Annotated in this window: 16 protein-coding genes and 1 pseudogene; 8 read left to right on the top strand and 9 right to left on the bottom strand. The window is 69.7% G+C overall.

From position 1 onward, the window contains the following. Positions 1 to 13: 13 nt before the first annotated feature. The 3 genes and pseudogenes from OG892_RS31665 to OG892_RS31655 all read left to right on the top strand — a co-directional run. On the top strand, positions 14 to 856 hold the full coding sequence (locus tag OG892_RS31665) for a class I SAM-dependent methyltransferase (RefSeq protein WP_371630852.1): 843 nt from the start codon (positions 14 to 16) through the stop codon (positions 854 to 856). A 26-nt stretch (positions 857 to 882) separates the two neighbouring features. Further along, positions 883 to 1,293 (top strand): VOC family protein, encoded by a 411-nt coding sequence (locus tag OG892_RS31660; RefSeq protein ID WP_328695290.1) that lies wholly within the window; start codon positions 883 to 885, stop codon positions 1,291 to 1,293. Positions 1,294 to 1,308: 15 nt separating this feature from the next. Beyond that, positions 1,309 to 1,539: pseudogene (locus OG892_RS31655) on the top strand (AraC family transcriptional regulator); the annotation flags it as partial. 162 nt (positions 1,540 to 1,701) lie between these two features. Here OG892_RS31655 and OG892_RS31650 read toward each other — a convergent pair. Continuing rightward, positions 1,702 to 2,352, bottom strand: a complete 651-nt coding sequence (locus OG892_RS31650; RefSeq protein ID WP_371630851.1) for an MOSC domain-containing protein — start codon at positions 2,350 to 2,352, stop codon at positions 1,702 to 1,704. A 255-nt stretch (positions 2,353 to 2,607) separates the two neighbouring features. On the opposite strand from OG892_RS31650, the gene OG892_RS31645 reads away from it, so the two are divergent. Continuing rightward, positions 2,608 to 4,137, top strand: coding sequence for a UDP-N-acetylglucosamine 1-carboxyvinyltransferase (locus OG892_RS31645; protein ID WP_073734838.1), 1,530 nt, complete (start codon positions 2,608 to 2,610; stop codon positions 4,135 to 4,137). Positions 4,138 to 4,360: 223 nt separating this feature from the next. Here OG892_RS31645 and OG892_RS31640 read toward each other — a convergent pair whose 3' ends face one another. From OG892_RS31640 to OG892_RS31630, 3 genes are all read right to left on the bottom strand, one after another. Further along, positions 4,361 to 5,467: an NAD(P)-dependent alcohol dehydrogenase gene (locus tag OG892_RS31640; RefSeq protein WP_073734837.1), complete on the bottom strand. Its 1,107-nt coding sequence runs from the start codon at positions 5,465 to 5,467 to the stop codon at positions 4,361 to 4,363. 36 nt (positions 5,468 to 5,503) lie between these two features. Continuing rightward, a complete protein-coding gene (locus OG892_RS31635) occupies positions 5,504 to 6,487 on the bottom strand; it encodes an alpha/beta fold hydrolase (RefSeq protein WP_371630850.1) in 984 nt (327 codons plus the stop codon). Positions 6,488 to 6,584: 97 nt separating this feature from the next. Next, entirely contained in the window at positions 6,585 to 7,163 is a 579-nt protein-coding gene (locus OG892_RS31630; protein WP_371630849.1) for a nuclear transport factor 2 family protein, read from the bottom strand. 103 nt (positions 7,164 to 7,266) lie between these two features. Between OG892_RS31630 and OG892_RS31625 the strand changes: the two genes are divergently transcribed. Continuing rightward, on the top strand, positions 7,267 to 7,878 hold the full coding sequence (locus tag OG892_RS31625; protein ID WP_107421736.1) for a TetR/AcrR family transcriptional regulator: 612 nt from the start codon (positions 7,267 to 7,269) through the stop codon (positions 7,876 to 7,878). 54 nt (positions 7,879 to 7,932) lie between these two features. On the opposite strand, the gene OG892_RS31620 is transcribed toward OG892_RS31625, so the two are convergent. Both OG892_RS31620 and OG892_RS31615 read right to left on the bottom strand, forming a co-directional pair. Beyond that, positions 7,933 to 9,387 (bottom strand): aldehyde dehydrogenase family protein, encoded by a 1,455-nt coding sequence (locus OG892_RS31620; RefSeq protein ID WP_328864974.1) that lies wholly within the window; start codon positions 9,385 to 9,387, stop codon positions 7,933 to 7,935. A gap of 68 nt (positions 9,388 to 9,455) precedes the next feature. Continuing rightward, on the bottom strand, positions 9,456 to 10,415 hold the full coding sequence (locus OG892_RS31615; protein ID WP_328864975.1) for an amidohydrolase family protein: 960 nt from the start codon (positions 10,413 to 10,415) through the stop codon (positions 9,456 to 9,458). A gap of 105 nt (positions 10,416 to 10,520) precedes the next feature. Here OG892_RS31615 and OG892_RS31610 point away from each other — a divergent pair, with 105 nt between their 5' ends. The 3 genes from OG892_RS31610 (at position 10,521) to OG892_RS31600 (ending at position 14,287) form a co-directional block, all read left to right on the top strand. Then, on the top strand, positions 10,521 to 12,092 hold the full coding sequence (locus OG892_RS31610) for a bifunctional 3-(3-hydroxy-phenyl)propionate/3-hydroxycinnamic acid hydroxylase (RefSeq protein WP_073734831.1): 1,572 nt from the start codon (positions 10,521 to 10,523) through the stop codon (positions 12,090 to 12,092). Between the two features lie 8 nt (positions 12,093 to 12,100). Then, positions 12,101 to 12,883, top strand: a complete 783-nt coding sequence (locus OG892_RS31605) for an IclR family transcriptional regulator (RefSeq protein ID WP_073734830.1) — start codon at positions 12,101 to 12,103, stop codon at positions 12,881 to 12,883. Positions 12,884 to 13,039: 156 nt separating this feature from the next. Further along, on the top strand, positions 13,040 to 14,287 hold the full coding sequence (locus OG892_RS31600) for a metallophosphoesterase (RefSeq protein ID WP_073735192.1): 1,248 nt from the start codon (positions 13,040 to 13,042) through the stop codon (positions 14,285 to 14,287). 79 nt (positions 14,288 to 14,366) lie between these two features. Here OG892_RS31600 and OG892_RS31595 read toward each other — a convergent pair whose 3' ends face one another. The 3 genes from OG892_RS31595 to OG892_RS31585 all read right to left on the bottom strand — a co-directional run bounded on the left by OG892_RS31595 (position 14,367) and on the right by OG892_RS31585 (position 17,340). Continuing rightward, a complete protein-coding gene (locus tag OG892_RS31595; protein WP_073734829.1) occupies positions 14,367 to 15,647 on the bottom strand; it encodes an MFS transporter in 1,281 nt (426 codons plus the stop codon). Positions 15,648 to 15,907: 260 nt separating this feature from the next. Beyond that, a complete protein-coding gene (locus OG892_RS31590; RefSeq protein WP_073734828.1) occupies positions 15,908 to 16,558 on the bottom strand; it encodes a CoA transferase subunit B in 651 nt (216 codons plus the stop codon). Further along, positions 16,558 to 17,340: a CoA transferase subunit A gene (locus OG892_RS31585; protein ID WP_073734827.1), complete on the bottom strand. Its 783-nt coding sequence runs from the start codon at positions 17,338 to 17,340 to the stop codon at positions 16,558 to 16,560. Before OG892_RS31585 ends, OG892_RS31590 begins: the two co-directional genes overlap by 1 nt. Between the last annotated feature and the right edge of the window lie 209 nt (positions 17,341 to 17,549).

Genomic DNA, 17,549 nt, shown 5'->3' with positions numbered 1-17,549 from the left:
CAGTGAGGCGGGCATGACCGAGCGCGGCGAGGACCAGGGGTATCTGCTGGACAATCAGCAGTCGGAGGCGGGCATCAGATTCGGCGCGCTGGCCGAGCTGTTCGACCCGGTGACGTTCCGGCACATCGACCGGATCGGCATCACCGAGGGCATGCGGTGCTGGGAGGTCGGGGCCGGCGGCCCCTCCGTACCCGCAGGTCTCGCCGAACGGGTCGGCGCCACCGGCCAGGTGGTCTGCACCGACATCGACGTGTCCTGGGCCAGGGAGGCCGCCTCCGACGTCGTCGAGGTGCTGCGCCACGACGTCGCGGCCGACCCTCCGCCGCCGGGCGGCTTCGACCTGGTGCACGCCCGGCTGGTCCTGGTCCACGTCGTCGACCGGGCCGAGGCCCTGCGTCGCATGGTCCGGGCGCTGCGACCCGGTGGCGTGCTGCTCCTGGAGGACGCCGACCCGGGGCTCCAGCCGCTGCTGTGCCCGGACGAGTCGGGCCCCGAGCAGCGGCTGGCCAACCGCCTGCGGTCCGGGTTCCGGGAGCTCATGGCGGGGCGCGGGGCCGATCTCGCGTACGGCAGGACCCTGCCCAGGCGGCTGCGCGAGGCCGGACTGCTCGATGTGCGGGCGGATGCCTACTTCCCGATCACCTCGCCGGCCTGCACCGTGCTTGAGGCCGCGACCGTCCGGCAGATCCGTGACCGGCTGGTGGCGGCGGGGATCGCGTCCGACGCGGACATCGACCGCCATCTCTCGAACGTCGCCACCAGGGAACTCGACCTGGCGACGGCCCCGATGATCTCGGCCTGGGGACGCCGTCCGCAGGGCGGGTTCCGACCGGATCAGGATTCGAGAAGCGCCTGACGCGGGCCGTGCCTAATCTGACCGCCATGGATATCACCATTCACACCAGCGTCCTTCCGCACGACGATCCGGACGCGTCCCTGGCCTTCTACCGTGACGCCCTCGGCTTCGAGGTCCGCAGTGACGTCGGTCAGGGACGGATGCGCTGGATCACGGTCGGCCCGGCCGGTCAGCCCGACACGTCCATCCTCCTGGCGCCCCCGGCCGCCGACCCCGGGGTCACGGAGGACGAACGCCGCACCATCACCGAGATGATGGCCAAGGGCACGTACGGGTGGATCCTGCTGGCCACCCGGGACCTCGACGCAACGTTCGAGAAGGTGCAGGCGGCCACCACCGAGGTCGTCCAGGAACCGACCGAGCAGCCGTACGGAATCCGCGACTGCGCCTTCCGCGATCCCGCCGGCAACATGGTCCGCATCCAGGAACTCCGCTGAGAGGGGGATCCGCTCATGTGCCATCCCTCGTGGGCGCGGGCCCGCGTCCAGGACCAGCGGCTGCGCGAACTGACCCTCCTGCGCCGGGTCCGCGACCGGATCGACCGGGAGTACGGGCAGCCGCTGGACGTCGAGGCGCTCGCCCTCGGCGTCCACATGTCCGCCGGTGACCTCAGCCGCCGGTTCCGGCTGGCGTACGGCGAATCGCCGGACGCGTACCTGATGACGCGTCGTATCGAGCGCGCCGACAGGGTTCGGGAAGCGGCCACCCCGGAGCACTTCGCCCGGGAGGCCGCCCGGCCAGCGCTCGCGCTCTGAGCGCTCTGAGCGCTCTGAGCGCCCTGAGCGCCCTGAGCGGCCTGAGCGGCCTGAGCGGCCGACGACCGGCGACCAGCGACCGGGCCGCGCCTAGGCGGACGTCCGTCGCCGGGCCAGCTCCTTCTCCTCCTCCGGCAGCGCGTCGGCGGCCAGCAGCCGGGGCAGCAGGTCACCCTCCAGGGTCATGGCCCGGAAGACGAGCGCGACGGTCACGTCGTGATCCGGCCGGTGCACGATCTCGACCGGGTCGTCGGCGCGGATCTCGCCCGGCTCGATCACGCGCAGGTACGCCCCCGGCAGCGCGGCCCGCGTGAACCACTTGATCCAGCCGTCACGCGCCAGCCAGCCCTGGAACGTCCCGCACGGGATCCGCGGGCAGGACACCTCCAGGACCACGTCCGCCCCGATCCGCCAACGCTCCCCGATCAGGGCGCCGTTGACGTCGAGCCCCAGCGTGGTGAGGTTCTCCCCGAAGACCCCGTTGGTCAGCGTCCGGCCCAGCTCGCCCTCCCAGCCGTCGAGGTCCTCGCGGGCGTAGGCGTAGACGGCCTGATCGGTGCCGCCGTGGTGCTTCACGTCGTAGACCCGGTCACCGGCGAGGCCGACCGCGCCGGTGCCCTTGGGGCCGGGGGCGGTGACGGCGACCGGTCCGGTGACGGGCCGCTTGTCGATACCGGTCGCGCCCAGCCCCTTCCAGGGGTTGGGACGGGGGTGCCCGGTGTTGACCGAGAGCAGCTTCATTCCGGGGACCATACGACCGCCCCCGCGCCGGGGCGACACCTTTTCCCCGCCGCCCGGTCCCGGCCGTCCGGCACCCCGATGGACGCGCTCCGGGTGCCGGACGGTTCCGGCGGGCGGACCATGGAGGCGAGTGGCGGCGCCCGTGCGGTGCCGCGCGCCCGCACTGCTGTCCCGCACCGGGGCCTGCACCCGCCCGTCACTCGAACACCACACCCCACCAACAGGCTCATCTCATATCTGAGATAGCCTTTTGGCATGTCAGATGACTACCTCGTACGTATCGGCAAGCTCATCCGTGACGCCCGCCAGCACCGGGGCTGGACACAGAGTCAGCTCGCCGAGGCGCTCGCCACCAGCCAGAGCGCCGTGAACCGCATCGAGCGCGGCAATCAAAACATCAGCCTTGAGATGATTGCCCGTATCGGTGAAGCACTCGACAGTGAGATCGTGTCACTCGGCTACGCCGGCCCCATGCACCTGAGGGTGGTCGGCGGGCGCCGGCTGTCCGGCGCCATCGACGTCAAGACCAGCAAGAACGCCTGCGTGGCGCTGCTCTGCGCCTCGCTGCTCAACAAGGGCCGCACCGTGCTGCGCCGGGTGGCCCGCATCGAGGAGGTCTACCGCCTCCTGGAGGTGCTGAACTCCATCGGGGTGCGCACCCGGTGGATCAACGACGGCACCGATCTGGAGATCGTCCCGCCCGCCCGGCTCGACATGGACGCCATCGACGCGGACGCCGCCCGCCGGACCCGGTCGATCATCATGTTCCTCGGTCCGCTGCTGCACCGGACGGACCAGTTCAAGCTGCCGTACGCGGGCGGTTGCGACCTCGGTACCCGGACCATCGAGCCGCACATGATCGCGCTGCGCCGGTTCGGCCTGGAGATCGCCGCGACCGAGGGCATCTACCACGCCCGGGTCGACCACACCGTCACGCCCGGCCGCCCGATCGTGCTGACCGAGCGCGGCGACACCGTGACCGAGAACGCGCTGCTGGCCGCCGCCCGGCACGACGGCACCACCGTGATCCGCAACGCGTCCTCCAACTACATGGTCCAGGACCTCTGCTTCTTCCTGGAGGCGCTGGGCGTACGGGTGGACGGCGTCGGCACGACCACGCTGACCGTGCACGGCGTGCCGACCATCGACGTGGATGTGGACTACTCCCCCTCCGAGGACCCGGTCGAGGCGATGAGCCTGCTGGCCGCCGCCGTCGTCACGGAGTCCGAGCTGACGATCCGCCGGGTGCCCATCGAGTTCCTGGAGATCGAGCTCGCGGTGCTGGAGGAGATGGGCGTCGACTGCGACCGCACCTCCGAGTACGCGGCCGACAACGGGCACACCCGGCTGGTCGACCTGACGGTCCGGCCCTCCAAGCTGGAGGCGCCGATCGACAAGATCCACCCGATGCCGTTCCCCGGCCTGAACATCGACAACGTGCCGTTCTTCGCGGCCATCGCCGCCTCGGCCCACGGCCAGACCCTGATCCACGACTGGGTCTACGACAACCGCGCCATCTACCTCACCGACCTCAACCGCCTCGGCGGCCGGCTCCAGCTCCTGGACCCGCACCGAGTGCTCGTCGAGGGCCCGACCCGGTGGCGCGCCGCCGAGATGATGTGCCCGCCCGCGCTGCGGCCGGCGGTGGTCGTCCTCCTCGCCATGATGGCCGCCGAGGGCACCTCCGTACTGCGCAACGTGTACGTGATCAACCGCGGTTACGAGGAGCTGGCGGAGCGGCTGAACTCGGTGGGCGCCCAGATCGAAATCTTCCGGGACATCTGAAAGCCTTCAGGAAAGACACCGTCACACCCCTCCTGACCTGCATAAACGCGAGGATGGGCGGGGTGTGATGGAACCCCTGGGACTTTCCTGGGACGTTGAGCAGTGAGCAACGTCTTGCAAGCATCGCACTCATCACATGCTGAGCCATCGGAAAGGTGGCGCCCCGAGTATCGGTATGCAGAGAACGTGCAAGGCCCGCGCCGCCCCGGTTTGCGCACCGGGGTCAAAAAAGGACCACCGGTTTGACCGTCGCGCCGGACGCGGAATCGGCGAACGCCGTGTTGATGTCGGCGAACGCATAGTGCTTGATCAGCTTGTCGAACGGGAACCGGCCCTGTTCCCACAGGTCCACCATGCGCGGGATGAAGAGCTGGGGCACGGCCCCGCCCTGGATGATCGTCTTGAACGTCCAGCCCTTGGGCAGCGAGGCCCCGATCTCGAAAGGAACCTCCGTGCCCGCCGGGGCGGATCCGACCAGAGCCAGGGTCCCCCTGACCGCCAGCGCCTGGGGCAGGGCGCCGAGCACGGCGGGAACGGCCGTGGTGTCCAGGATGTAGTTGACTCCCTTACCGCCGGTGATCCGCATCAGCTCAGCGGGGACGTCACCGCCCCGGGAATTGACGGTGTGCGTGGCCCCCAGTTCCTTGGCCAAGTCCAGCCGGGAATCGTGGAGGTCCACGGCGATCACGGTGCTGCAGCCCGCCACCCGGGCCGCCATGATCGCCGCGAGTCCGACGGCCCCGGCGCCTGTGACGGCGAACGACGACCCGACGGGCGGGCGCAGGTCGTTGAGCACCGCCCCGGCTCCGGTCTGCATCCCGCACCCCAGCGGTGCGAGGGTCTCCAGCGGAGCCGACGCGCTCACCGGCACCACGCTGCTTTCCACGACGTTGGCGTAGGTGCTGAAGGACGACTGCCCGAAGAAGTGCGAGGAGACGGTCTCTCCGTCCTGCGTGGACAGTGCTGTGGATCCGTCGCCGCGTCGCCCTCCGAAGTCCTCGGCGAACAGGTTCTCGCAGTAGGCCGTATGGCCGGCGAGGCACTGCACACAGTTCGTGCAGTACGCCGCGGACAGTACGACGCGATCGCCGGCGCGTACCCGGGAGACAGCTCTGCCGACCGACTCGACGACCCCCGCGCCTTCGTGCCCCAGCACCGCGGGCTGAGGTGTCGGGTAGACGCCGTCCCGGGTGAGTGCGTCGGCGTGGCAAATCCCGGAGGCCACCATTCTGACCCTGACCTCGTTGTCCCGGATCTCGTCCAGCCGCAGCTGTTCCAGGTTCAGCCGGGCCGTGCGCTCGCGCGCGACGGCCGCGGTTACGTTCGTCATCACACTCGGCCTCCGTTCCGCTCGTCGTGTGGTGGCTCAGGCTCCGGCAGCCGCGGGGAGCTCGGCCGCCCATTCGACGACGGTGCGGGTGTAGAGCTCGGGCTGGTGGCCGTGCATCGAGTGGGGCATGTCCGGGAAGTCCAGGTAGGTGAACTCCTGGCCGGCGGCGGTGACCAGCTCACGGACCCGGGTGGCCTGGGGGTCGGAGATCGCGCCCTGGTAGATGCCGGTCTCGGGGTCCTGCTGGTGGTAGTGGTGGGTGAAGAGGACCGGGACCTTGACGTGCGAGAGCATGGTGGCGTGGTCGCAGCTCGCGGTGGCCAGGCCGCTGGCGAAGGAGCGTCCCCATTCGGGGTCGTACTCCTTGAGGTTCTGCGGGGCCGGAGCACCGGCGGGAATGTTCTTCGGGCGCGGGATCATCACGGAGATGGCTTCCCGCAGGGGCCGGGACAGTTCGCGAGGGGCTGCGGCCTTGAAGCCCTCCCAGTCCCCCACGGTCCACTGGTCGCCCAGGTACTTGTTCCACAGGGCCATGGAGGGTCCCATGCCCTGGTTGACGGGCTGGCCACAGGTGGTGACCAGTTCGGAGGCGAACAGCGGGGAGTCCTCGTAGACGGCTCCGCGGATCTGGCCGGGCTTGGCGTACGCCGACAGCCACGCGGCGAGCACGCCGCCGGACGACATCCCGCTCACGAAGGTGGGCCGGCCGATGACCAGATCGATGAAGCGGACCAGGTCGTCGCCCATGACGTCGATGGTGTAGCGGCCCGGGGTCCAGGTGGAGCGCCCCTGGCCGCGCAGGTCGACGGCGAAGACCTGGAAGTGCTCGGCGAGCAGCGGCATGGCCTTCTCGTAGCCCCACCAGGACTCGGACTGGGAGGGAACGAGCAGGAGTGCGGGGAGTGCGGGGTCACCCAGGGTCGCGTAGTTCATCCTGATCTCGCCCAGGTCGACCAGGTGCTCTTCGATGGAGTGCGGGATGAAGGTCTCGGCGCGGTCGGAGGCTTCCAGGTGTGGCATCTCGGGTCCCTTGCTGATCGAGGTCGGCTGACGAAACCGGCGTGCGGAGATGTGCGGGTGATTCCGGTCTGACGACGCGATGGGTGGGGTGCGCGTGTCAGGCGTTCTGGAGCCATTCGGCGCCGGCTGCCTTGATGGCGGCTTCCAGGTCGCTGTCGCGGGTGGGGAAGTCGCGGACGATGGGGAAGCCGGAGTAGTCCAGCAGGTAGGCGAGAGCGGCGTACTCGCGCGGGTAGCTGCGGATCTTCTTCTCGTCGACTTCCTGGACCTTGACCAGGAAGTTGAAGTAGCTCATGTCGTAGCTGCTCTCGCGCCGGACGATGCGCCAGACGCCGTCCCGCTTCTCGACCTGGTCGAGGAAGCGGTTGTGGGTGGTCGCTCCCAGTTCGAGGGCGACGTTCTCGGCGACGATCATCGCGTTGGTCTCGACGAAGGCCCTGTCGCCGTTGAACGTGATCGAGGGGTTGCCCACGAAGTGCTTGTTGCGCAGGTCGGATGCGCCCATACGGGCGGAGCCCGCGACGAAGTCGGTGGCCAGGCCGTCGAACCAGGTGATGGCGATGGTCGCGCCGGGGTGGAAGAGATCGCCGAGCTGCTCCCACTCGCTGAGGTCGCGGTGGATCCAGCCGGTCATCAGGTCGGTGATGGCGGCGCGGTCCTCGATGCGTGCGTTCATGTGCCGGACTCCCGAAAAATAGAGGACGAGATCGTTTCTTAAATCGACGGTACACCCCCGCCACGTTCGACGCGAGTCGCGGCTGAGAGCTATAACGGGACGGGTGACCGACTACCGCACAGCCTCCGCCCCGCCGACCGCCACCCGCCGTCGCGGTGCGGAGCTGACCCAGGCGATCTACCGGGCAGCCCTGGAGGAGCTGGCTGCGAGCAGCTTCGAGGAGCTGAGTTTCGAGAAGATCGCCCCGCGGGCCGGCACGGGAAAATCGGTGCTGTACCGCCGGTGGAGCACCACCGCCGAGCTAGTCCTGGCCGCGTTGAAGGACCATGACGCGGGACTGGGTAAGCCTCTGGTGCCGGACACCGGCGCTTTGCGCGAGGACCTGCTCGTGCTGCTCATCGCGTTCGCACGAGTCTTGGACGAACCGCGCGGACGGGCCCTGCGGCCCCTGCTGACCCAGCGCCCGCGTCATCCGGAGCTCTTTGCCCAGGTCATGGACCAGGTCATCCTTCCCCATCAGGCCGTCCTGCTGGACTGCATGCGCAGGGCGGTCGACCGGGGCGAGGCCGGCCCCGATCGCGCCACGGCCCGTACCGCGGCGATCGGCCCCCGGCTGATCGTGGCCGAATCGATCGACCGGGGAACAGTCCCCGACACCGAGGTCGAAGCCATCGTCGACGAGGTGCTCCTCCCCCTCCTGGCCCGGCGAGGATGAGGCAGGGGCCTTGCCCCACAGGGTCAGGTGAAGCGGGCGTCGGGGATGGCGGACTCAGCCGTAGTTCTGGGTGATCTGCTTGTACTCGGTGAAGTCGTCGAGGCTGGCCACCCCGCCGAGCCGTCCCAGTCCGCTGCTCTTCCAGCCGCCCTCCTCGGTCTCGACCGCGAGGTTGGCCCAGCTGTTCACCGAGATCAGCCCCGCGTCGAGATGCCGGGCGACGCGCAGCGGCCGGTCGGCATCCCGGCTCCACACGCAGGCACTGAGGCCGAACTCGGTGGCGTTGGCCAGGGCGACGGCTTCCTCCTCGGTGCTGAAGCGCTGGGCCACCTGCACGGGGCCGAAGACCTCCTGCTGCACGATGGGCAGCGAGGAGTCACTGACCTCCAGCAGGGTGGGCCGGTAGAAGGCACCCTCGGCCAGGGCGGGTTCGGTGGCCGGGCCGCCTCGCACCAAGGGCTTGGCGCCGGCTGCGACGGCCTTCTCCACCAGCGCGTCGACGCGTGCGACGGACGCCTTGTCGATCATCGGGCCGATCTCGCTGGCCGGGTCGGAGGCAGGGCCGGGCCGGACCTGGTTCAGGCGCTGGGCCAGCGCGTCGAGGAAGCTGTCCGCGATCTCGTCCTGCACCAGGATGCGGCTGCCGGTCATGCAGAACTGGCCTGCGAAGACGGTGACGGACTGGACCACGGTGTCGAGAGCGGCGTCGAAGTCGGCGTCGGCGAAGATCAGGTGCGGTGTCTTGCCACCGAGTTCGGCGCCGACCCGCTTGAGGGAAGCGGCGGCGTTGGCCAGGATCACCCGGCCGACTGCCGTACTGCCGGTGTAACTGATGGTGGGCACGTCCGGCGAGCTCACCAGATGACTGGCTCCCTCGCTGCCCGACTCGATGAACACATTGACGAGGCCGCGCGGCAGTTCCTCCACTCCGGCCAGGATCTCCGACATGACGCGAGCGGTCTGGGCCGCCTGGGCCGGCATCTTGACGACCGCGGCGCACCCGGCAGCCAGGGCCGGGGCAAGTGAGCGGACCGAGAGATAGGCGGGCGAGTTCCAGGGCGTGATGATCCCGGCGACGCCGACGGGCTGGCGGATCGCCATGGTCTGCTGGCCGGGCTTGGCCTCGGTCACCCGGCCGAAACTCTGCAGAGCCAGTCCCGCGGCGAAGCGCAGGGCGCGCGGAATGAAGTGCACCTCATAGGCGGCCTGGCCGCGCAGCTTGCCGTTCTCCAGACAGAGGGTGTCGATCAGGTCGTCCGTCCGTGCCTCGTAGGCGTCGGCCAGGCGGTGCAGTGCGGTGGCGCGGTGCATGGCGTTGTCACGCCACTCGCTGTGCTCGAAGGCGTGGACGGCGGCCTGGATCGCGGATTCGGCGACGGCCTGGTCGCCGTCGGTGTAGCTGCCGATGGTCTCGCCCGTAGCGGGGTTCGTGCTCGGCGAGCCGGGGGTCTCGGGGTCGGCCCACTCGCCGCCGATCCAGTGCCGTGCCTGCTGGTTCTGGTGTTCCATGGTGACGCTCCGTCCTGGCGGCCCGGCCTGATGCGGGTCGGTCTGGTTCTGCGGTCTGGGTGCTGCGGTCAGAGCCGCAGGAGTGCTTCGGCGTTGCCGGAGGCGATCTTGTGGCGGTCGGCCTCGCTGATCGGGGCCGTCCGCAGGAAGTCCGTGGCCACCGACATCTCCTCGAAGGGGTAGTCGGTGCCGAACAGGATGCGGTCGGCACCCAGGGCGAGCAGTGCGCACAGCAGGGGCGGTGCGTCGCACACGCCGCTGGTGGTGATGTAGAGGTTGTGCCGCAGGTATTCCGAGGGGTTGCCGCGGGCCAGCTCGACACCGTGATGGTTGTGGAAGCCCCACCGCGAGTCCAGCCGCCACATCACGTACGGCAGACCCTCGCCCATGTGGCCCAGCAGCAGCTTCGCGTCGGGGAAGTCGTCGAAGACCCCGCCGAAGATCAGCCGCAGGACGTGCGAGGCCGTGTCGGTGCCCCAGCTCCACATCGGGCCGACCATCTCGGGGTGGCCGGACAGGACGTGTGCGGTGTCCGCGCCGTTGGCCGGGTGCAGGTAGAGCGGCACATCGAGCCCGGCGGCCTGCTCCCACACCACGCGCAGGGTGAGGTCGTCCAGGTAGCGGCCCTGGGTGTGGGCATTGACCAGTGCGCCCTTCAGGCCGAGCTGGGTCACCGCCCGTTCCAGCTCCTTGGCGGCGGCCTGCGGATCCTGCAGCGGCAGGGCGGCGAAGCCCGAAAAACGGGTCGGGTTCTCGGCGATCGTCGCGGCCAGCAGGTCGTTGACGGCGATCGCGTGCCGCACGGCGACGGCCGGATCCTTCTCGGCCTGGATGCCCGGTGAGTTCAGCGACAGCACCTGGACGTCCAGTCCTGCGGTGTCCATGGCGGGAAGCCGTTCCTCGGTGAGGTCCAGCAGACGACGCGATGCCTCCGCCCAGGCGGAGGGCTGGGCAATGGAGGCCGATCCCGCGCCGTATGCGGCGAGGTCGGGGGTGACGAAGTGCTCTTCCAGCCCGATCGTGCGCATCGTGGCTCCTTACCGTCTTCGTGTTTCACCATTGTGCATTGACTTCACGGATGATGGAACTTAGCGTCCCGTCATGTCAACAGCAATGGCAGAGAGGCCAACGCAATGTCGGTGAACAGGCGCAGCAACACGGCGGAAACCACGGATGTGGTCGTAGTCGGTTACGGGCCGGTAGGTATGGTCACGGCCGCACTGCTCGGCAGGTCAGGCCACCGGGTGGTGGTGCTGGAGCGCTACGACGGGCTGTACAACCTGCCCCGCGCGGCCAGCTTCGACGATGAGACGATGCGCACCTTCGCGCGCCTGGGCATCGCCGATGAGCTGCTCCCCAAGGTCCGGGTCCAGCACAGGTACGAGTGGACGGGAGCCTCGGGCGAGGTGCTCAGGGAGCACCGCTACGAGGAGCGGGGCCCCAGCGGCTGGGCGGAGTGGTACATGATGTACCAGCCCGATCTGGAGGACGCCCTGGACGCGGCAGTCCGTGCCACGCCGGGCGTCGAAGTCCGGATGGGAGCGCCTGTCACCGGCATCCGGCAGGACGATTCCTGCGTCGTGGTCACTGTTGAGGGCGGCGCGACCGTCACCGCACGGCAGGTGATCGCCTGCGACGGCGGTAACAGCTTCGTGCGTGGCACCCTGGGCATAGAACAGGACGACTACGGATTCTCCGAGCCCTGGATGGTGTGCGACTTCCGCCTGCGCCGGCCGACGCCCGTGCCCACCGCCCGCCAGGTCGGCGATCCGGCGCGGCCCACGTCGATCATCTCGCTCGGCCCCGACCACCACCGCTTCAGCTTCATGCTGGACTCCGAGACGGACTTCGAGGCCGAGAGCGTCCCCGCGAAGGTGTGGGACCGGGTCGCCCAGCATCTGACACCGGATGACGCGGACCTCATCCGCGTCGCCACCTACACCTTCCGCTCTCGGATCGCCCACCATTGGCGCCGGGGGCGCATCCTGCTGGCCGGAGACGCGGCGCACCAGATGCCCCCGTTCCTGGGTCAGGGCATGTGCTCGGGCATACGCGACGCCCAGAACCTCGCCTTCAAGGTCGACCGCGTGCTGCGCGGCCACGCCCCCATGGAGCTGCTCGACACCTACCAGGCCGAACGCGAACCGCATGTGCGTACCGTCACCGAGATGGGTATCGAGCTCGGCCGCCTGCAGACCACCCGGGACCCGGCCGTCGCGGAGGCGCGCGACCGCAGGCTGCTCGCCGAGCGGACCGCCGGCCGGAAGCAGGAAACGATCCGTTTCCCGGCACTGACCTGCGGCCTGCTGGCGGCGGAGTCACTGCCCGGCCGGGGCGGACTCTCCCGGCAGGGCGTCGTGGACGACGGGGTAGCCCGGGGCCGGTTCGACCAGGTCGTGGGTGACGGCTTCGTCTTCCTGGCGGCCCCCGAGGTGATCGCGGATCTCGGCTCCACGGCCCAGGAGTTGGCGCGCGCCGGGGTGAAGGTCGTCGCGATCTCCGCGGACGGTCCGCTGACCGACGTCGAGGGGACCTACGCCCGCTGGTTCGCCGAGAACGGCTGTTCGGCGGTGGCCGTACGCCCGGACTTCTACGTGTACGGAAGCGCCGGCGGTCCCGTCGGCCCGCGGGCCCTGGCCGAGGACCTCATCCGCGCCCTCGGGCAGTCGGCTGCCACGCCGCCGCCCGTCAGGGCTGTCCTATAGTACGGATCATGGCCGAGGAAGACGTTGACGACCCGCGCAAGGGCATCCAGTCCGTCGAGAACGCCATGACGGTGCTGCTCACCCTCGAGGAGGGCCAGGGCCCGATGACCCTCACCCAGATCTCGGCGGCCAGCGCTATGTCACCCAGCAAGGCCCACCGCTATCTGGTCAGCCTCGGCCGCGTCGGACTGGTCTCCCGGGCGAAGGGCTCCGGTCTCTACGACATGGGCCCGTCCATGCGCCGCCTCGGTGCGGAGTCCTTGCGGCGCATGGACGAAGCCGGGCTCGCGTCCGAGTACCTACCGGGGCTTCGGGACCGTACCGGACACGCGGTCAACCTGGCGGTGTGGGGCGACCACGGACCGGTCATCGTCCGCTGGGACTACGGATCCCACGCACTGCCGATCACCGTCCGGGTCGGAGCGACCATGCCGTTGCTCAGCTCGTCGGTCGGGCGGCTCTACCTGGCCCATCTTCCGGCGGCCATGACCGATCCGGTCCTGCTGAGCCAGGCCGACGGTGCCGAGCAGTCCGGACTAACCGACGACGACATCGAGACGCTGAAGACCGAAGCCCGCCGCGACGGTTTCGTGGTGACCTCCGGTGGTGTGCTCTCCGGCGTCTCCTCGGTGGCGGCCCCGGTGTTCACACCGGGCGACGCGCTCCCGTTGGTCGTCTCCCTCGCTCTGCCGACGCGCCAGGCCACGAAGGAGAACGTGGACAAGCTGACGCGCGAGGTGTGCGCAACGGCTGCGGCCATGTCCGAGGAAATCGGCTACCGGAACGCGTGACCGTTCACGGTGACGGACGCCGGTAGCCCGGCCGGCTGTCCATGGGTGCGGATGAGGTCATCGCCTCAGCGGCGTTTGACGTTTCGAGGGCCCATCGAGCATGCCTAGGTTTAGAGGAGATCTGCTGTCGTGCTGCCTGTCCTGCTCGTCGCCGTCATGGTCGTCGCCCTGCTGGCCGGGGTGCACCGGTACGTGTGGCGACGGCTCGTACGCGATGTGACCGCGGCCTCCGGTCCGGTACGGCGGGCCGGCACGGTCGCCGCGTTCGTCCTCCCGGTCCTGTCCGTCGGTGCGCTGATCGCCGGTCAGGCAGGTGCTCCGTTCTGGCTGCAACAGACTTTGGCCTGGCCGGGATTCGTGTGGCTGGCCCTGTTGCTGTACGTGGTACTCGCCCTCGTGGCGGGCGAGGTGCTCCGGCCGCTGCTGTCCCGGGCTCTCGACCGGCGCGCCACCTCCCGTACGACGCCGGCTCCCGTAGCCGAGGCGGCCCCACCCACCGATCCGGCCGGGTCCGGCGCCGGGCCTGACGGGGAGATCCGTCAGGACGACGGAGAGCAGCCCAGTGTGCTCGACCCCCGGGTTACCCGGCGGCTCCTCGTCTCACGCATCGTAGGCGGTGCAGCGGCAGCAGCCGCGACCGCCACCGTCGGCGCCGGCATGTACAACGTGATGCGGGGACCGGCGGTCAAGCGGATCACCGTGCCCCTGACGAAGCTGCCGCGGGCCGCGCACGGCTACCGCATCGCCGTTGTCAGCGACATCCACCTGGGTCCCATCATGGGACGCGCGCACACCCAGCGGATCGTCGACGCCGTCAACGCGACCCAGCCCGACCTCGTCGCCGTGGTCGGTGACCTCGTCGACGGGTCGGTCGCCGACCTCGGCGATGCGGCGGAACCGCTCGCCCGGCTGCGGGCCAGGGATGGCTCGTACTTCGTCACGGGAAATCACGAGTACTACTCCGGCGTCGAGGAATGGGTTGACCGGGTACGCGAACTCGGTGTGCACCCCCTGCGCAACGCGCACGTGGAAATAGCGGGCTTCGATCTCGCCGGAGTGAACGACATCTCCGGGGAGGAGCACCATGACTCGCCCGATTACGGCCGGGCACTCGGCGACCGTGACCCATCCCGTGCTTCGGTGCTCCTGGCCCACCAGCCGGTGATGATCCACGAGGCGGTCAAGCACGGCGTGGACCTCCAACTGTCCGGTCACACCCACGGCGGTCAGCTGTGGCCCGGCAACTACATCGCCGAGCTAAGCAATCCGACCGTCGCCGGGCTCGACCGCTACGGCGACACACAGTTGTACGTCACCCGGGGCGCGGGAGCCTGGGGGCCGCCGGTCCGGGTCGGCGCACCCTCCGACATCACAATCGTCGAACTGGCCTCCCGGCAAGCGTGATCGCACTCCCCGCCAGGACCTACGTGAACTGTCAGCGGCCACCGGGCGAGGTGGCCGCTGACAAGTTCCGGCACGGTGGTTACCGGGCGAGAGGCGCGTCCGGCTGCGCGATGGTGGCTGCGCTGCGCGCCGGCCTCAGCAGCCCGATCAGGACCGCACCCAGAAGGGCTGGGACGACGAAGGCGTAGAAGCCGGCCCTGGGCGAGCTGATCAGCGCGGCGACGGCGGCGAGATAGCTGGGGCCGACGATGGCCCCTACTCGCCCCACGCCGAGACTGAAGCCGAGCGCGGTGCCGCGCAGGTGCGCCGGATGCGAGTGGGCGACGAAGATGTTGACGAGGGCCTGGGTACCGAGTGCGCCAAAACCGGCGACGGCCGAGGCGAGGAGCAGTACCGGGCGGGGCTGCGGGCTGCTGAGAGTGACCATGGCGACGGCGGCGAGAGCGAAGCTGACCACCGTGGCGGCCTTCAGGAGTCCGCGGTCGGCGATCAGGCCGGCTCCCAGGGTGCCGACGACGGCGCCGATGTTGAAGACGATGGCGAACTCCAGCGAGGAACTGAGGTCGTAGCCCGAGTTGACCATCAGGGTGGGCAGCCAGGTGCCGGCTCCGTAGACGATGACGAGGCCGGCGAAGGTGGCCGCCCAGAACAACAGGGTCGAACGGCGGTACTGCGGGGAGAGCAGTTGGGAGAGCCGGTTGGCGGAGGCGCTTCGCGCCGGTACGCGTGCCCCGGGTTCGGCCGTCGGTACATCGGTGGCCGCGTGGTCCCGGACGACGGCCGGAACGACGCGCCACACCACGGGTACGAGGATCAGCGGTACGGCCCCGAAGAGGAAGAGGGTGTGGAAGTCCCATTCGGGGAGCAGGGTCCGGCCGGCGATCCCGCTGATGATGCCGCCGAAGGCCATGCCCGTCTGGGTGGCCCCCACTTGCAGCGAATGACGGGACGGCGTGGCTGCTTCGCTGACGAAGGCGGTGACGAGGGGGATCAGCGCCCCTACTCCGACTCCGGTGAGGAACCGTGTCGCGGCGAACAGGGTGAGGTCGCCGGCCACGGAGCTCAAGAACATGCTCAGCGAAAGCCAGGCCAGGCTGACGACCATGGGGATGCGGCGGCCGTAGAGGTCACCGAGCCAGCCCGCCGCGATGGATCCCAGGGGCATCCCGAGCGCGGTGAGACTGCCCAGCAGTCCCAGCGTCGACTTGTTGACGTCCCAGTCAGGATGGTTCAGGAGGGTGGGGCCGACAACGCCCAAGAGGAAGAGGTCGTAGCCCTCGATGCACAGAATGGCGAGCCCGAGAGCCACCGCGGGACCGGGGCGGGTGCCGGTTCGGGGTGTGGCAGACGTGGAATTCATGTCCGTACTCCTCATGCGTAACTGCGCGAGTGGGACGGCCGGCGATGCCGGTAAAGGGCATGGCGAGGCGATCAGATCGTGTGCAGAGCCGTACGCCGGCGCCTTGACCACCGCGGAATCAATCGCGGTCGGCAGGGTCGGGAGAAGGTGTTCGTCGAAGTCAGTGCATGCAGAGGTCGCGCCGTGGGGCGTCACGGACAGCAGGTGCGACGGCGCGGATCCGAAAGGAAGTTCGGGTGTGGCGGATCAGCGGGTTCAGCTCACGGAACGAGGATGCTCTCGAACTCACGCAGGGGTGCCGCAGTGGCGGCCGCGACCTGCTCCCGGGTGACGCCAGGCGCTGTCTCCACCAGAACGAGCCCGGCGTCGGTGACATCGATTACGGCCAGGTCGGTGATGACGCGGTGTACGCAGGACCGTCCGGTCAGCGGCAGTGTGCACTCCGGAACGATCTTCGGACTGCCGTCCTTCGCGGTGTGTTCCATGAGGACGATGACGCGGCGGGCCCCGTGCACGAGGTCCATCGCCCCGCCCATGCCCTTCACCATCTTGCCGGGGATCATCCAGTTGGCGAGGTCGCCGTTCGCGGACACCTGCATGGCGCCGAGGATCGCGGTGTCGATGTGGCCGCCCCGGATCATGCCGAACGACAGCGCGGAGTCGAAGAACGCCGCGCCGGGCAGCACGGTGACCGTCTCCTTGCCGGCGTTGATCAGGTCCGGGTCCACCGTGTCGTCGGCCGGGTAGGGGCCGGTGCCCAGAATGCCGTTCTCCGACTGGAGCACGACGTGCACGCCTTCGGGTACGAAGCCGGGCACGCGGGTGGGCAGTCCTATGCCGAGGTTGACATAGTCGCCGTCGCTGAGTTCGGCTGCCGCCCTGGCAGCCATCTCGTTCCTGGTCCAGGCCATCAGCCGGTCACCGTTCCTCGTTCTGCCGGCGCGGAGATGGTGCGCCGTTCGATCTGCTTGTCGGCCGCCTGGCGCGGGGTGAGTGCGACGACGCGCTGGACGAACACGCCGGGCAGGTGGATCTCGTCCGGGCTCAGCGCGCCCGGTTCGACGAGTTCCTCGACCTCGGCGACGGTCACGCGGCCCGCCATCGCGGCCAGGGGATTGAAGTTGCGGGCCGACTTGTCGAAGACGAGGTTGCCGTGCCGGTCGCCTCGCGCCGCCCGGACCAGGGCGAAGTCGCAGGTGATGGCCTCCTCCAGGACGAATTCGCGGTCCTCGAAGGTACGGGTCTCTTTGGCGGGCGAGGCGATGGCGACGGAGCCGTCGGCGTTGTGGCGCCAGGGGATCCCCCCGCCGGCGAGCGGGGTGCCGACGCCCGCGGGGGTGTAGAACGCGGGGATGCCGCAGCCGCCGGCGCGCAGGCGTTCGGCGAGGGTGCCCTGAGGGACGAGCTCGACCTCGACCTCACCGGTGAGGTACTGCCGGGCGAACTCCTTGTTCTCGCCGACGTAGGAGCCGGTGACGCGTGCGATGCGCCCCGCGCCGAGGAGAATGCCCAGCCCCTGGTCATCGGTCCCGCAGTTGTTGGAGACCACGCGCAGGGAGCTCGCGCCCTGTACGTACAGGGCCGAGATGAGGGTGCTCGGGATGCCGCACAGGCCGAAGCCGCCGACGGCCACTGAGGCACCGTCACCGATGTCGGCCACGGCTGCGGCCGCGGAGGGGGATGTTTTGTCCATGGGCGTCCTTCGGAGGTGTGCGCAGTAGGCGTTTCGACGTGTGCGGCTTTCGCAAGGGGCGCTCGCACGATGCGCTCGCCGTGAGGCGCCCGGGCCGCGCGGCAGCGGCAGCGCGACCCGGACGCCCGGCGGTGTTCCCGGCTCAGAGAGCCAGGAACACGACAGCGGACGGACCGTGCGGTGGCCCGTGCGCCGCGATCGGAGGGGGC

This window comes from Streptomyces sp. NBC_00341 (assembly GCF_041435055.1).
Classification (GTDB): Bacteria; Actinomycetota; Actinomycetes; order Streptomycetales; family Streptomycetaceae; genus Streptomyces.
This window is presented reverse-complemented; position numbering and strand designations above follow the sequence as displayed.